The sequence below is a fragment of the Rhizobacter sp. Root1238 genome, assembly GCF_001425825.1.
Lineage (GTDB): Bacteria > Pseudomonadota > Gammaproteobacteria > Burkholderiales > Burkholderiaceae_C > Rhizobacter.
Window position 1 is genome coordinate 18,802 of the sequence record NZ_LMDM01000018.1, and the last position, 14,425, is coordinate 33,226.

The 14,425-nt window shown below is 72.9% G+C and carries 10 protein-coding genes; all 10 read right to left on the bottom strand.

The window, feature by feature from the left end:
- Window positions 1–3: 3 nt before the first annotated feature.
- The 10 genes from ASC98_RS14855 to ASC98_RS30435 all read right to left on the bottom strand — a co-directional run bounded on the left by ASC98_RS14855 (window position 4) and on the right by ASC98_RS30435 (window position 14,425).
- The gene (locus tag ASC98_RS14855) at window positions 4–1,371 is read right to left on the bottom strand and encodes an ATP-binding protein (RefSeq protein WP_056809819.1); all 1,368 of its coding nucleotides are present in this window, start codon (window positions 1,369–1,371) and stop codon (window positions 4–6) included.
- The gene (locus tag ASC98_RS14860; protein WP_157597948.1) at window positions 1,355–3,157 is read right to left on the bottom strand and encodes a contractile injection system tape measure protein; all 1,803 of its coding nucleotides are present in this window, start codon (window positions 3,155–3,157) and stop codon (window positions 1,355–1,357) included. The genes ASC98_RS14855 and ASC98_RS14860 overlap by 17 nt, the downstream gene beginning before the upstream one ends.
- A complete protein-coding gene (locus tag ASC98_RS14865) occupies window positions 3,150–5,699 on the bottom strand; it encodes a hypothetical protein (RefSeq protein ID WP_056809824.1) in 2,550 nt (849 codons plus the stop codon). Before ASC98_RS14865 ends, ASC98_RS14860 begins: the two co-directional genes overlap by 8 nt.
- Window positions 5,696–6,490 (bottom strand): hypothetical protein, encoded by a 795-nt coding sequence (locus ASC98_RS14870; protein ID WP_056809827.1) that lies wholly within the window; start codon window positions 6,488–6,490, stop codon window positions 5,696–5,698. The genes ASC98_RS14865 and ASC98_RS14870 overlap by 4 nt, the downstream gene beginning before the upstream one ends.
- Window positions 6,487–10,311, bottom strand: coding sequence for a hypothetical protein (locus tag ASC98_RS14875; protein WP_056809829.1), 3,825 nt, complete (start codon window positions 10,309–10,311; stop codon window positions 6,487–6,489). Before ASC98_RS14875 ends, ASC98_RS14870 begins: the two co-directional genes overlap by 4 nt.
- On the bottom strand, window positions 10,308–10,730 hold the full coding sequence (locus tag ASC98_RS14880; RefSeq protein ID WP_056809831.1) for a GPW/gp25 family protein: 423 nt from the start codon (window positions 10,728–10,730) through the stop codon (window positions 10,308–10,310). Before ASC98_RS14880 ends, ASC98_RS14875 begins: the two co-directional genes overlap by 4 nt.
- 13 nt (window positions 10,731–10,743) lie before the next feature.
- Entirely contained in the window at window positions 10,744–11,043 is a 300-nt protein-coding gene (locus ASC98_RS14885) for a PAAR domain-containing protein (RefSeq protein ID WP_056809833.1), read from the bottom strand.
- Window positions 11,044–11,069: 26 nt separating this feature from the next.
- Complete coding sequence (gene vgrG / locus ASC98_RS14890) at window positions 11,070–12,866, bottom strand: type VI secretion system tip protein VgrG (protein WP_056809836.1); 1,797 nt, start codon at window positions 12,864–12,866, stop codon at window positions 11,070–11,072.
- A 3-nt stretch (window positions 12,867–12,869) separates the two neighbouring features.
- Entirely contained in the window at window positions 12,870–13,562 is a 693-nt protein-coding gene (locus ASC98_RS14895; RefSeq protein WP_157597947.1) for a peptidoglycan-binding protein, read from the bottom strand.
- A gap of 692 nt (window positions 13,563–14,254) precedes the next feature.
- A complete protein-coding gene (locus ASC98_RS30435; RefSeq protein ID WP_157597946.1) occupies window positions 14,255–14,425 on the bottom strand; it encodes a DUF5908 family protein in 171 nt (56 codons plus the stop codon).

A 14,425-nucleotide genomic window follows, 5' to 3' on the forward strand; every position in this document is an offset into this window, starting at 1 on the left:
CAGCTAGGCAGTCCGCCCTTCCTTGCGCAGTTCCTTCGCGACGCCACGCCGCAGGTCCGACGCATCGATGCGCTCGCGGCCCGCCTGCAGCGCACCGAGCGCGCCGAAGCGCACGACGTTCGCGATCGCCCCGCCCGACAGCTCGTGCCGCTCGGCGAGCCCGGGCAGGTCGACGTCGTCGGCCAGCCGGCCGGTGTGGCGCACCATGCCCTCCCACAGCAGGCGCCGCTGCTCGGCGTCCGGCATCGGGAAGTGCACCAGCGACTGGAAGCGCCGCGCGAACGCATCGTCGATGTTGGCCTTCAGGTTGGTCGCGAGGATCACCGTGCCGGGGAAGTCCTCGACCCGCTGCAGCAGGTACGACACCTCCTGGTTCGCATAGCGGTCGTTCGAGCTGGAGGTCGCGGTCCGTTTGCCGAACAGCGCATCGGCCTCGTCGAAGAACAGGATCCACTGCCGGCTCTGCGCCTGGTCGAACACCTGGGCCAGGTTCTTCTCGGTCTCGCCGATGAACTTCGAGACCACCATCGACAGGTCGATGCGGTAGACGTCGCTGCCGACCTCCTGGCCGATCAGCGTCGCGGTCAGCGTCTTGCCGGTGCCGGGCGGGCCGTAGAACAGGCTGCGGTAGCCGGGCTTCAGCGCCTTGTCGAGCCGCCAGTCGCGCAGCAGCCGCTGGCCGTGGCGGAACCAGGTGACGATCGCCTGCACCTCGTCCATCACCTCGGCGTCGAGCACCAGGTCGCTCCAGCCCAGGCGCGTGGTGATCAGCCGCGCCGGGAAGCCGATGCCGTAGTCGGGCTTGCGGGCCTCGCCGGTCGCGAGCCGCTCCAGCGCGTCGCCGCTCACGTGCAGCGCAGCGCTCAGCCACGGCTCGCCGGGGCCGTCGTGCTGCAGCCGCAACAGGCCGTGGCGGCGCAGCGGACGCTCTTCGTCGAGCAGGCGCTGCAGCGCGAAACGGCGCGCCAGGTCTTCGCCGGCGACCAGGAAGGCCGCGGTCTCGCACGTCGGCAGGAAGCCGCCGTGCGAGCGCCCCTTCCAGCCGCCGAATTCGCTGAAGCCGCGGTCGAGGTTGCGGTTGCGCACGAACAGCATGTCGAGCAGCTGCGGCTTCAGGTGCGGCGCCAGCGCGAGCGCGAGCACCAGCCGCTCGTCATGGCCGAGGCCGGCGGTATGCACCAGCTCGGCATAGTCGCCGTCGTCGCGCGCCAGCGCGGGCGCGGCGATCGACGCGGCCGCCGGCGCATCGGCCTGGCCGAAATGCAGGCCGATGCGCGCCTGCAGCACGCGCTCCAGCCACGCCAGCTCGCGCCCGACCACGCGCGCGTTCAGCTCGACGCGCAGCTGCCGCAGGTCAGCGCCACTCGACATGCAGCACCTCCTTCATCCACGGGTGGCGCACCGTCGCATACCCCCACGGCAGCTGGTCGATCAGCATGTCGAACGGCCGCGGCGCGACATGCAGCTGCCAGTGCTCGTCGGCATGCTGCAGCCGGCCGTCGCGCTGCAGGAAGGTCTCGCGCAACCCGGCCACCGAGGTGCTGCCCAGCACCTTCCAGTGCAGGATCATCGCGGCCAGCAGCCCGTCGACCGCGCTGCGCTCGGCATCGGTCGGCTGCAGCGCGCGCATCACCGGCGCCGCGAGGTCGATGCCGCACAGCAGCTTGTTCAGCACCAGCGCCGGCTCGGGCGCCGCGGCCTCGCCGGTGGCCACCAGCTGCAGCAGCAGCGCGGCGCGCTCGGCGGCTTCGGGGCCGGCGAAGGCGCGTTCGTCGGACAGGCCCAGCATCATGAAGAGCCGCGGCAGGTAGGGCGCGGCCAGCACCAGGCCGGCATTGCCGACCGGCAGCAGCTCGACCGGCGGCGGCGGCGCATCGACCTCGGGCTCCCGCACCGCCCCGGCGACCGGCTCGTGCGGCGGCTCGACCGCTGCACGCCGCCCGAAGCCCAGCGCGGCGACCGCCGAGGCCAGCGCGGCGACCGCCGAGGCCAGCACCGACGTGGCCGCGCGCACCACCCGCTCGAACCACGACGGCGGCAGCGCCGGCACGCTGGCCGCGGCGACCTGCGAGCGCACATGGTCGACGTAGCGCCACGCGTCGAACGGCGCCGCGCCGCGTTGCCAGGCATGCTGCAGCGTCGCCTGCCACAGCAGTTGCCGGCGCTCGGCGCGTTCGTCGGCGGACGCCGGCCCCCCCGACGCCACCGCCGCGATCCAGTCGTCGACCGCCGCCGTCACGCCGCTGCCCAGCCACAGCCCGAGCACCTGGTGCAGCAACGCCGCCGGCAGCGCGCGCACGATGCGCTGGCGCAACGATGCGCGGTCGCCCAGCCGCTGCAGCGTGGCCTTCAGCCAGTCGCGGTCGTCCCTCAGCAGCGGCGCCCAGGCGGACGCGACCGACTGCAGCGGATCGCTGCTGGCTGAATACGCCGAATCCGCTTCGAGCGCCGCCAGCAGCTGCGCGCGCAGCAGCGCCCGCCCGGTCGCCTGCGGCGCGGCCGCATGGGCGAGCGCCTGTCCGAGCACCGCCTCCCACAGCGCCGCGGTGCCGAGCGCCGCGGCCTTCAGCAGCCGGTCGGCCGCGGCCGGTTCGCCGGGCATCAGCGCATGCACCAGCGCGCCCAGCCAGCCGGCGTCGAACTGCGTCACCAGCCGGCGCAGCAGGCGCGGCCGGTCGTCCATCGCGCGCAGCGCGTCGGCCAGCGCGGCCGCGCCGTGGCGCAGCACCTCGGCGGCGAGCGTGGCCGGGTCTTCGCCACGGCCCTGCCACGGCAGGTGCCCGTGCCGCAGGAAATGCAGCAAGGCCTCGAGCCGCGCCTGCGGCAGGCTGCGCCGCACGCCGCCGGGGCCGGTGCGCGCCGCGGCCGCTCCGCCCGGCCCGCGCAGGTCGGCCAGCCGCTCCTGCAGCCGCTCGCGCAGCCGCTCGGCCCAGGTCTCCTCCAGGCCGTCGAGCGCGACCTCGCCGAGGTCGATCGCCAGCTCGTCGATGCGCCACACCTCGTCAGGGCCGCAGGCGGCGTCGAACAGCGCATCGATGATGCGCAGCGCCGGGCCTTGCACGAAGGCGGCGAGCCGCGCCTCGGCCTCAGGCACCTCCAGCCCGCCGCCGAAGCCGACCTCGACGTGCAGGTGCTCGACCAGGTGGGCGTCAGGCATGGCCTTGCAGCCAGGGCTCGTCGCCCTCGCCGTCCCGAGCGTCGCCATCGTCGTCGCCGGGCTGGCGCAGGCATTGGATGACGCGGCACGCCGCTTCGTCGGCCAGTGCTGCCAGCTGCGCGTTGCCGGGCGCGGCCGCGAGGTTCCTGCGCGCCGTCAGCCACGGCACCCAGCACCCCTCGAAGCGCTGCATCGCATCGACCTCCAGCCACAGGCAGCGCAGCGACAGGTGGGCCGGGCAGTTGATGCGCAGCGTCTCCTGCGCGAAGCGGCGGAACGCCGGCTGCCGGGTGCGCGCCGTCCAGCCCGGCATCAGCACGCTGATGCGCAGTGCATGGAAATCGGCCGGCAGCTCCAGCGCCGCATGCGCGCGGCCGCCGTCGGCGAGCGGCCGCAGCAGCACGTGCTCGACGACGTGCAGGCCTTCGCTCTCCTGGTGCAGGTGCAGCAGGAAGAGCCGCAGGCTGCCGGCGGCGCGGCGCGCGCTCGCGGCATCGGCGTGTTCGCCGAGGTCCCACCAGCGGCCGTCGTCGTCGGGGCCGAGCAGCAGCCGGTGCGGTGCGTCGGGCGAGGCATCGCCGCCGGCCAGCAGCCGGTACCGGTCGCGCCACAGCCCGGCGTGGAACACGCCCGCCGGCAGCGCGCCGCGCAGCACGGCCATGCGCTGCAGGTCGGCCTGCAGCTCGGCGCGGGTCGGCGGCGCCGTCGCCTGGCCGGCCGCGCCGGCGGCCTGCGCCTGCTGCGGCGCGAGCTGCAGCGACGCATGCTGCGGCAGCGGTTGCGGCACCAGCCGCAGCCGCTGCTGCTGCAGCGCCTTCGTCAGCGGCCGCGGGTGGCCGATGCGCAGGCCGAGCAGCAGCGCCACGCGCCGCTGCAGCCCGCTGCCGTTGTCCGGCGTGTCCCAGGCGTCGCGGCCCAGGTCGAAGCCGCCGGCGCGGTCGCGCGTCAGGCCGACCACGTCGCGCAGCCAGGCCGCCTTGTTCTCCAGCAGCAGCGATTCCAGCTCCTGCGGCGAATGGTGGCCGCAGAACTGGCGCATCGAGCTCTGCGCATAGGTGTCGCCGTACAGCGCCAGCAGGTGGTCGAGCGCGCGGCTCTTGCGCCGCGCCGAGCGGTCGAACGGCGGGTACATCGCCCGCTCGACCTGCGCGGCCGGCGCGAGCAGCAGCCGCTCGACGCCGGGCACGCTGTCGGGCCCGATCATCTGCGACCACAGCGTCTGCCGCGAGCCGCCGTTCACCGAGAACAGCTCGCGCAGGTGCTGCACCTGGGCCAGGCCCTGCGCGATCACCTGCTCCATCATCAGCAGGTAGGCCTGCAGCTGCTGCGCACGGGCGCGCGCCTGCGGCGGCGCCGAGCGCGGCACGCCATGCCGGCCGACGCCGTAGATGGCCGGCAGCAGCCGCTGCACCGAGTGGTAGCGCTGCAGGTCGCGGTGCTGGCCGCGCGGCAGCGCGGCGGCGGCGCGGCCGGCCTGGTCGGCCTGCTGGCGCGAGCGGTTCGAGCGGCCGGCGGCGTGCAGGTCGTCGAGCTTGCGGCGCAGGTCGTCGGGCGTCACCGCGACCCGGTTGCCGCGCCGCGTGACCGCGATGGTGGCCGGCGCGCCGTCGGTGGGCATCGCGAGCCGCAGCGCCCAGCCGTCGCCGCGCCACGCGACCGAGCCGTTGCTGGCCACGTCGTTGGCCGGCCGCAGTTCCGACAGGCGCGCGAGCGCGACCCCCGGCACCGCCTGCACCACCGCGGCCAGGTCCGACAGGAACAGCCGCTGCGTGCCGTCCTGGCCCTCGGGCAGGTCGTCGATGAAGCCGTGCTTCAACGCCGGGCCGGTGTAGATGTCCTCCAGCGACGCGCCGGCGCGCCGGCGCTCGTCGAGGCTGCGGCAGGTGGCGGCGCGGGCGATGAAGCGGTCGCAGCGGTCGTACACCTCGGCCAGCACGTCGGCGGCGTCGCGCGGGCCGTCGATCTCGATCTGCGCATGCAGCTCGCAGGCCACGTCGCGCACGCAGGTCACGACCAGGTCGAGGTCTTCGCCGAGGTTGCGCTGCGCATGGAAGGCCTCGCGCGCGGCCGCGATGCGCTGCGCCGTGCCGTCGGCCGCGCCCTGCGACAGCTGCAGCACCAGGCGCAGCACGCCGTCGGCGCGCGGCTGCAGCGTCGCGTCGTCGAGGCCGGGCACGGCGTCGAGCAGCACGCGGCGCATGTCGGCGGGAGTGGTCGCGCGGCACGGGAAGATGTCGGCCGGCGGGTGCAGCGACAGCCCCGCGTAGTCGATCGTGCCGTCGGGCCCGGTCAGGTGGTCGGCGACCGGGAAATCGGCGCGGTACACCAGGTCGGTCAGCGCGTAGCAGAGCTGTTCCAGCAGCGTGATGCCGGGGTCGTGCAGGTTGTGGTCGGTCCAGGTCTGGCCGCTGACGGCCTGCAGCCATTCGAGGCCCTGCTCGCGCAGCCGCGCGAAGCTCGCCTCGCCGCGCTCCCTGGCGCGCGGCCGGGCGGGTCCGGGCTGGGGCTGGGGTTGAGGTTGGGGCAATGGGTTCGAGATCATGGCGCCGAGCCTTCCATCGTCTCGTCGAACCACAGCCGCGTCAGCGTCGCGCGGATGCTCACGCCGCTGCCGTAGTCGCACTTCGAGCGCACCTGCAGCCGGTAGCTGGCATCGCGCCCGCTGCTGCCGTCCCAGCGCAGTTCGAGCTTGTCGCAGCGCCGGCCATACCAGGCGTTGTCGCAGCGGATGCGCTTGCGCCGCGACAGCAGGTCCAGCCAGCCCGCCGCCGGGTTGTAGGTGTTCATCGCGATCGCATGCATCAGCGCGAAGCGGCCGCCGCCCGGGTGCCCGGCACCGGCCATCACCTCGAAGGCCTGGCAGCCGGCGAGCGGGCCGGTCAGGTCGTGCCATTCGCCGTCGGCCAGCGCCGGCGCCAGGCCCGGCCAGCGGCACGAGCCGACGCGGCCCTGCGACGCGACCACGCCGGCCACGTCGAGCGCCTGGCTCGGCTCGGCCGTGCCGATGCCCACGCGCTCGCGCGGATCGAGCGCCAGCACCGGCGCGCGGCCGCGCGACGCGGTGACGCCGGCGCGGTGGAACAGCAGCTGGTCGCGGTCGCCGCCATGGCTGATCGACCACAGCGCGGTGCGCGCGCTCTGCTCGCGGTAGAAGCTGACCAGCGCGTCGTAGCCGGCCGGCGTCGACACCTCGATGCCGTTCTCGGCCGACTTGCGGAAGCCCTCGTCGCTCATGTTGAGCATCGAGTCGATCAGGTCGCCGAAGTGGTCGCGCGTCGGCAGCTTCCCTTCGTCGAAGAAGTGGCGCAGCGTCTCTCGGTTGCGGATCGTCATGCGCCGCCTCCGTCGAGCGTGCCGATCACGAAGGTGCTGCCGACCGACAGCCGCGCGATGCCCGTCGGCTGCGGCGCCGGGTCGGGAAACGCGGTGGCCGCGCTGACGATGTGCGTGGCCATCGGCAGCGCCAGGCTCCACGGCGCGAGCGAGGTCGCATGGCCGCGGCCTTCGGTGTTGGCGCCGGGAGGGGCCGGCGCGCGGCGCGCGGTGTCGCCCAGCGTGTAGACGCCGTCGTCGCTGCAGGCCACGTGCAGCAGCGACAGCTGGGTCACGTAGTCGACGCAGTCGAGCGCGCGCAGCCGGGCCTCGAGGTCTTCGCCGCGCACGACCCAGTCGAACTCGGCGCCGCAGCCGTCGTCGAACCACGGCGACAGCGTCTCGACCACGCTGCGGTTGATGCGCTGCAGCGACGCGCCTTCATGCGCGCCGCGCACCAGCCCGACGGTGCAGCGCAGCTGCAGCCGGTCGTAGGCCGGGTTGCGCACGACGATCTTCGCGAACGGCGACGCGCGCTCGCGCAGGTGCTCGGCCATGCGGCTCAGCTGGATCGCGTTGAAACGCGGCGCGGCGCAGGCGAAGTCGGGGTCGTTGCGCGGCACCTGCGGCACGACGACCACCACCACCTGCCCGGCCTGCGGGCGCGGCTGGCCGGTCATCGCGATCTCGTCGCCGGACAGGCAGCGCACCTTGAACACCTCGGGGAAGCGGGCCAGCAGCAGCCGCTCCGCATCCCAGGCGACGCAGGCCCGCTGCTTGTGCCGCAGCCGCTCGCCGGCACGGGTGTACAGCAGGCCGGCGTCTTCGGCGCTGCGCAGCCCGAACGACGGGCCGACCTGCTGCACGCCGGCCAGCCCCGGCACCGACGCCAGCGACCGCGTGATGCGGCCGTGCGGCACGATTGCCAGCGGCGCCCCTTGCGACTCCGGCAGCACGCGCCGCGCGCGCAGCGCATGCGCCTGCACCGACTGCAGCGCCGCGAAACCCGCGAAGCCTTCGGCGGCCGAAGCGCGCAGCCAGTACAGGCCGGCCGGCATCACCTGGTTGTCGCGCGTCAGGTCGACCGGCAGGTCGAGCGTGACGATGCCCGAGGTCAGGAAACCCTCGGTGCTGTCGGCCAGCACGCGCGCCGGAGGCAGCGCGCGCCAGTGGTCGTCGGCCAGCGTTGCCCAGCGCACGCGCGCGCGCACTGCGTCGGGCCGGGTCGCGTCGGCGGCCGATTCGCGCAGCGAGAACAGCAGCGTCAGCGTGCCGCCCGGGTCGCTGGCCGACAGGCCGATGTAGAGGTTGCCGTCGTCGTCGGCGCGGGCCAGCAGCCCGTGGCCCGAACCGGCGGCGGCCGAATGCAGCGTCTCGACGCCGAACGGGTGCAGGTGCAGCAGGCGCTCGACGTCCGCATTCGCGTGCGTCTCCCCCTGCCCTGCCGCCTGCATCGCCGCGGGCCGGATCACGCCGCTGGCCTCGTAGCTCAGCGTCAGCCGTTCGATCAGCGGCGTGTACGGCGGGTTCGGCAGCGGCTGGCGCCAGCGAGCACGCAGGTTCTTGCGGGCGTTCGCGGTGACGGTGTCGGCCAGCACCATCGGGTACGCGGCATGGCCGAACGCGCCGCGCGGGTGGGTGAGGTGGAGCCGGACCAGCCCGTTGCGCGGCATCGCGCCGTCCCATTCGGCCGGGTCGCCGGCGCGGCTGTGCTTGCGCACCGAACCGGGGTCGACCTCGATGTCCAGCATCGGCTGCAGGCAGCCGGCGGCGTCCAGCGGCGCGAACAGCGGCTGCTGCGCCGACAGCCCGGCGCACGGCTGCCACAGCCCGTCGCGCAGGATGGCCAGCGCGGCGCGGAAATCGCCGTCGCGCTGCTCCACCGGGTAGCCGCGGTAGTGCGTCGCGAAGCCGCCGGCATCCGCCGGCAGGCCGCCCCATTCGAGCTGCATCGACAGGCGCTGGATGTTCTTGCACGCGATCTCGCGCGCGCCGACCACCAGGTACGACGACAGCGTCGGCAGCGGCCCGAATGGGTGGAAGGCCTTGGTCGGGTCGAGCCGGCCGAGGTTGTTGTGCAGCACCACGTCGCGCACGCCGCTCGCGCGCACGTTCAGCCGCGCCTCGGCCAGCGGCAGGTCGGCCAGCAGCGAGTACGGGTAGAGCCGCCCCTGCGTGCCCAGCTCGATGCGCAGCATCGGCAGCCGCGTGCCCCAGTCGGCGCCATGCAGCAGCGGGTCGCAGCCGACGATGGCCGGCGCCTCGGCGCGCAGCCGCAGCGTGATCGCGACGCCGCCGTCGGCCGCGCGGTCGATGTCGGAATCGGTCACCTCCAGCCAGCCGTGGGCCGCGCTCAGGTGCAGCTTCAGCAGGCCGTGGAACAGCTGCTCGAACACCAGCTCGCGCTGCGGCGCCTGCGTGCCGGCCAGCAGCGTCAGCGGGTCGCCCAGGCTGCCGGGTTGCGGCAGCCGCTCGCGCAGCACGCGGCGCGCCGCGAGCCGCAGCCGGCGCAGCTGCGCGTCGGTGAAATCGGCGCGCCCGCCGAGCAGCCACTGGCTGAGCAGCCGGCCGAAGGCCTCGCGCAGCGTGCGTGCATCGGTCGCGAAGGTGACCTCGTCGACGCGCAGGTCCAGCGCCTTCTCGTCGTCGACCGGCGTCGCGGCCCCGGCCACGCTGAGTTCGAGCCGGACCTGCCGCTCGCCTTCGCGCAGCAGCAGCAAGGGCGACACGATGGCCAGGCCGAGCCGCGCGTCGTCGGCACCGCGGCCGCCGCCGAACAGCGGCCACGCGCTGCTGCCGTCGGGCACCAGGCGGGCCGCCTTCGCACGGGTCACGAAGCCGAACTCGCGCTCCGGCGAGATCAGCGCGTCGCGCTCCAGCCGCAACGTGCACAGCGCCGCGACGCGCGCATCGGTCACCACCAGCGGCGCCGCGCTGTGGAAGCGCAGCGGCTGGCCGGCCGCGTCCTTGCCGGCGTCGAACAGCGTGTCCTGCGGCACGTTCAGCAGGCGTTCGCCGCGCGCATCGCGGGCGCAGGCCAGGTGCACCTCGTCGGCCTCGGGCCCGGCCGGGCCGAAGCCGAGGCAGTCGCGGTAGTAGAAGTCGACATGCCGCGCGGTGAAGCGATTGACCTCGCGCTGCGCCGATTCGCAGACCTTCAGGAATGCGATCAGCAGCCCGACCGCCGCCTCGTGGGTGCCGGTGTGCAGCGTGGCCGGCAGCAGCTCGCGCGCCAGGCCCTGCAGCCCGTCGATCGCGCTCAGGAACGCGAAGTAGCGCTCGCGCAGCAGCTCGCGCGGGCTGCGGCCGGCCGCCAGCGTCGCGAGCAGCGGCCGGTCGCTGTCCCAGATGGCGTCGAGCCGGGCTTGCGCATGGGCCACCGCACGGCCTTGCCAGCGGTGCTGCCCGAAGCTGCCGTGCACCCAGCGCAGGTCTTCGCCGAGCTGCTGGTCGACGAGCTGGCGGATGCGCTCGCGGAACGCATGCGCCTGCGGCTCGCCGCGGCCGTCGAGCGACTTGAACCACAGGTCGATCCACTGCGCCAGGTCGACCACCTGCTGCGCGAGCCGCGCCAACGGCGCCGAGTCGACATCGGCGAGGAACGCGTCCTGCAGCGCCCCCAGGTCGATGCTCGCGATGCGCGCCAGCACCATCGTGATGTCGCTGGCGAACATCGCGCGCCAGTCGCCGGCCTCGCGGTTGTCGAGGTCGATGAAGCGCAGCTGCCGCGCGAGCGTCGCGGTCATCGCGACACGCTGCTCGAACGGCAACTCGTCGACGCGGAAATACCCGTCGGCCAAGGCGGCCGGGAAACGCTCGCGCTGCGAGGTGCCACGGCTCATTGCGGCCCCTCCTGCAGCGCGCCGTCGCGCAGGTACAGCGGGTACACCATGTTGCCGCGGGCGTTGGTGCTGCGGATCGTGTAGTCCAGCTGCAGCCGCAGCAGGCCGTCGTACAGGTCGGTGGTGTCGATGTCGACCTGCTCCAGCGTGACGCGCTGCTCGAAGAACAGCACCGCCTTCTCGACCAGGCTGCGGATCTCGGTCAGCGTGCTTTCGGTGATGTTCTCGAACACCATGCGCCGCAGGCCGCAGCCGTAGGTCGGGTGCATCACGCGCTCGCCGGGTGCGGTGGACAGCAGGATGCGCAGGCTCTCGCGCACGTCCTGGTCTTCCGACACCGTCACCGCATGCAGCGTGCGGCCGTCGAAGGCTGGCGGGAAGGCCCAGCCGGTGCCGAGGAAGCGCTTGTCGATGCCCATGGGTGCCTGCCGCTCAGCCACCGATCAGCACGGTGGGCCAGCCCATCGCGATGCTGCCGCCGTGCGCGGTCGGGTCGCCGATGCGCGCGGCCGGCCGGCTGCCGATCAGCACCGTCGTCGAGCCCTGGATGATGGTGTCGGGCGGGCCGACGCAGACCGCGCTGTCGCCGAGCACCGCGGCCGGCAGGCTGCCGATCAGCACGGTGGGCACGCCCGGGCCGACCACCGGTCCGCCGACGTGCGGGATCGGCGGCAGGCCCGGCGTGACCATCGGGCACACGTGCATGTCGGTGAGGCGGGCGGCGGGCGGCATGAGGCGTCTTTCGGGTGAGCCGGGGGTCAATTGATCATCACCATCGCGCCCTTGACCACCGTCTGGCCGGCGGCCGAGAGTTCGGCGCTCGCATTGCCCTTCGCGGTGAAGCCGACCTGGGCCTGCGCGGCGATGTTCAGTCCGGCGAGCTTGACGTCGGCCTTGGACGTGACGCTGATGGCGCCGACCGCATCGAGCGTGATCGTGCCCTTGGCGGTGATCTTGATGTCGGCCGGGCTGTCGAGCGTGATGCCGCCGGGCGCGAGTTCGACCTTGTTGCCGTTCTGGTCCTGCAGCAGGATCGACTGGTCCTTGTCGCTCAGCACGATCTTGTTGTTGCCCGGCGTGGTGATGGTGATGACCTTGTCGGCCTCGTTGAACTCGAGCTTCGACTTGCAGCGGGTGACGATGGCCTTGATGTCGTTGGCCGCTTCGAGCGGGTACGGCGGGGCCTGCTTGCTGCTGTACAGGCTGCCGAGCACGACCGGGTGCGACGGGTCGTCGGCGAAGTAGCCGAGCACGACCTCGTCGCCGACCTCCGGCAGGAAGAACGCGCCGAAGGCGTTGCTGGCATGGAACTGCACCAGCCGCGCCCAGATGCCTTCGGTGGCCGCCTGCAGCATCGGCAGCTTGACCTGCACGCGCTGCTCGCCGGCGGGGTCGGCGTCGAGCTTCATCACGATGCCGACCTGCAGGCCGTGCACGCCGGGCAGCAGGCCGGCGCCGGGCGGCGCGATCACGTCGGCGCGCTCGACGAACCAGTCGGGCGCGAGGCCGAACTCGGCTTCGGTGACCCAGTTGCCGTCGGCGATCTCGTGGTGCAGCCCGGTGACCAGCAGCTTGCCGCTGAAACGCGCTCCGACGCCACTCAGCTCGATCAGGCCGCCGACCTTCGCGAGCGCCGAGCCCTGGAAGCTCAGGCGCCCGCGCAGCCGTGCGAGGCCCGACTTCAGCTGCTGCGCCTTGGCCCAGCTCGTCAGCGCGGCGAGCGGCTGCGGCGCGCCGGATTGCAGCCGCCAGGTCGGCAGGCCGATCACGCCGGCGAGCGTCGCCGAATCGAGGTCGCCCTGCGCCGGCAGCGTGACCGGTGCGCTCGCGCTGCCTTCGAGCGCCGCCTGGCCCTTGATGTCCCACGAGAAGGCCTGGGCGCTGGCGAACTGGCTGCGCGCGTCGAGGTCGGCCTGGAATTCGATCAGTTCGTCGCCGTACGCGACCTTCAGCGCGGCTTCGGCATCGACTTCGGGCGCCTTGACGGCAAGCTTGCCGTCTGTTGCGACCACCAGCAGGCCGTTGACCTCGGCGCGCGACAGCATGAAGTCCCAGTCGCTGCAGTAGTGCTGGACGAGTTCGGTGTGGCTGAGCTCGGTGGCGTCGACGTCGATCGCCAGGCCGTGCTCGCCGGCCAGCGCCTCGATGACGGCGCTGTCGGTCTGGTCGATGAAATTGGCATTGCGGCGGCCGACCGTCATCAGCACGGCCTTGTCGCGGCATTCGACGATCAGGCGTGCGTCGTTGTCGCCGCGCACCTGCAGCCCATGGCGAACGATGAGGCCTTCGAACAGCACGGCCGTGGGGTCGGACTGGTAGCCGGCCTTGATCGACAGCAGCACGCCGGGCTTGAAATGCGCGGAGTCGCTGAGCGGGAAGGTGCGGCTGGGGATGTCGCCATCGGCGAGTTCGATGCGGGCCGACGGCACGCTGTTGACGCCGCGCCGCACCGACACCGAGATGACCTCGACGGTCTCGTCGAGCGCGACGCCATCGGCGCTGAGCAACAGGCGGACGACGCCATCCGTGTCGTCGAGGGGGGAGACGGCAGGCACGGCTTACCTCGACGCCGGCACCAGCAGCTGGGAGCCGGGTGCGACGGACATCAGCGTGGGCAGGTTGTTCGCGCGCGCGACCTCGGCCGCCATGTCGGCATCGCCGCAGTGCTCGGCACAGATCTGCGGCAGCGTGTCGCCGTCGATCACGGTGACGCTCCTGGCGCCGCCGGGCGGCGTGCGGTTGGAAACCAGCTTCGACTCCTCCTTGCTCATCGCGCCGAGGAAGTTGAGCTCGACGCGGGCACGCAGCGGTTCGCCGCTGGGCTTGAAGAGCGTGTACTGCGTGTTCAGCGATTCGAGCCGGCCGAAGAAGATCAGGCTGCCCCACAGCAGGCGAACGTACGGCGGCTCCTGCGTGTCGGCCTGGTACTGGTAAGCCACGGCGTTGAGCTTCTTCATCTGCGTGCGCACGTCTTCGCGCTGGCCGTTGGCGCCGGGCGGCACGACGCCGGTGCCGTCGAGCACGAGCGAGAACGAGACATGCTCGTCGCCGACCGAGCTGAACTTCGGGCTGCCCTGCGCATCGGCCTGGGTCTTTTTCTTGTCGTAGGTGATGCCGCTGGTGTGCTTGAAGTCGGCCGGGTTGATCTGCACGGTGAACGTCGCCGAATCGTCGAGCTTGACTGTGCCGTCCACCCGCGTGAAGCGCGTCATCACCAGGTGCGTGAGTTGGCCTAGGCGGTCGGTGGGCATGGTGTGGTGCTCTGGCTCGGGGCGCGGGGGCGGTGCGGGCGGGGACAGGCTGGGGGACTCATGCCGGGGCGGTCGGCCCTGGCGGGCCGACTCCACGAAGAAGCTCGGCTTCGGGGGTGCATCGGCAAACTCCCTCCGCTCACTGCGTTCGCTGTGGTCAAACAGTGCCGATGAGTCAGTCCACGAAGCGTGCTGCGCACGCCACCCCCGAAGCCGACCTTCTTCGTCGCCCCAGAAATCGCCCCCCAGCCTGTCCCCGCCCGCACCGCCCCCGAACCGAGTGTGTTGGGGGGCTGGGTGTGCGTGTTCGACGATGGGCTCGGTGTGGCTGCAAAGGCGCGTGGGGGGAGGCCATGGCGCGCCAATAAGGAGGGGGCGCCGGAGCTGGCTGGCTTCGTGGCCCGCGTGCGCAGCACGCTTCGTGAACTGACTGTCGCCGACTGTTTGACCACANGGGGGCGCCGGAGCTGGCTGGCTTCGTGGCCCGCGTGCGCAGCACGCTTCGTGAACTGACTGTCGCCGACTGTTTGACCACAACGAACGAAGTGAGTGGAGGGAGTTTCGGCGACGGGCCACGAAGCCAGTCAGCGCAGGGAAGTCCTCGGCCCCCACGGGCCGAGGACCGCCCCCGACGGCGCGCCATGGCCTCCCCCCACGCGCCTTTGCCGCTCAAAACGCCGCAGAACGACATCTCATCGCTCCCGCTGCGACCGCAGCTGCTGAACCAGCCAGGCCTTGCACTCGGCCAGCAGTTGCTCCCGCAAACGCTGGAGCTCGGCCGACGCCAGCCCCTGCCGCTGGGGAACGACAGGCGCCGCCTGGACCTGCGAGCGGATCAGCAATTGACGCACCTCGATGCTCAT

What these genes read in the sequence shown, in the direction of transcription:
- ASC98_RS14855 (WP_056809819.1), bottom strand. Translation starts at nt 1,371, where the DNA reads ATGTCGAGTGGCGCTGACCTGCGGCAGCTGCGCGTCGAGCTGAACGCG.
- ASC98_RS14860 (WP_157597948.1), bottom strand. Translation starts at nt 3,157, where the DNA reads ATGCCTGACGCCCACCTGGTCGAGCACCTGCACGTCGAGGTCGGCTTC.
- ASC98_RS14865 (WP_056809824.1), bottom strand. Translation starts at nt 5,699, where the DNA reads ATGATCTCGAACCCATTGCCCCAACCTCAACCCCAGCCCCAGCCCGGA.
- ASC98_RS14870 (WP_056809827.1), bottom strand. Translation starts at nt 6,490, where the DNA reads ATGACGATCCGCAACCGAGAGACGCTGCGCCACTTCTTCGACGAAGGG.
- ASC98_RS14875 (WP_056809829.1), bottom strand. Translation starts at nt 10,311, where the DNA reads ATGAGCCGTGGCACCTCGCAGCGCGAGCGTTTCCCGGCCGCCTTGGCC.
- ASC98_RS14880 (WP_056809831.1), bottom strand. Translation starts at nt 10,730, where the DNA reads ATGGGCATCGACAAGCGCTTCCTCGGCACCGGCTGGGCCTTCCCGCCA.
- ASC98_RS14885 (WP_056809833.1), bottom strand. Translation starts at nt 11,043, where the DNA reads ATGCCGCCCGCCGCCCGCCTCACCGACATGCACGTGTGCCCGATGGTC.
- ASC98_RS14895 (WP_157597947.1), bottom strand. Translation starts at nt 13,562, where the DNA reads ATGCCCACCGACCGCCTAGGCCAACTCACGCACCTGGTGATGACGCGC.
- ASC98_RS30435 (WP_157597946.1), bottom strand. Translation starts at nt 14,425, where the DNA reads ATGAGCATCGAGGTGCGTCAATTGCTGATCCGCTCGCAGGTCCAGGCG.